1 protein-coding gene is annotated in these 265 nt (G+C 43.8%); it reads left to right on the top strand.

Going from position 1 to position 265, the window contains the following annotated elements; genetic code table 11:
• On the top strand, window positions 1–265 hold a 265-nt coding region (locus LMH66_RS20340), incomplete at both ends, for an integrase repeat-containing protein (RefSeq protein WP_229372737.1).

Here is a 265-nt window from a genome sequence, read left to right as displayed (position 1 = left end):
ATACACAACGATAGAAGCAGCTTCAATAGCGGCCATCAATCTCGGTATTAAATCGCAACCTGAGTACCAAAAACGCTATAAGGAAGACCCTCGACTGCATAGTTCCCCTCATCGCTTTTACCGTGATGACTGGCAGGCGTTTGGCAGATGGAATGGATTTTTAGGTAACGACATTCCTGATTATTACCCAACGATAGAAGCAGCTTCAATAGCGGCCATCAATCTCGGTATTAAATCGCAAGCTGAGTACATAAAACGCTATAAG

Origin of the sequence: Shewanella sp. 10N.7 (assembly GCF_020806285.1) — a bacterium.
In the GTDB taxonomy this organism is placed as follows: domain Bacteria; phylum Pseudomonadota; class Gammaproteobacteria; order Enterobacterales; family Shewanellaceae; genus Shewanella; species Shewanella electrodiphila.
Note: the sequence above shows the minus strand (reverse complement) of the source record. Positions and strands in the feature narration are given on the sequence as shown.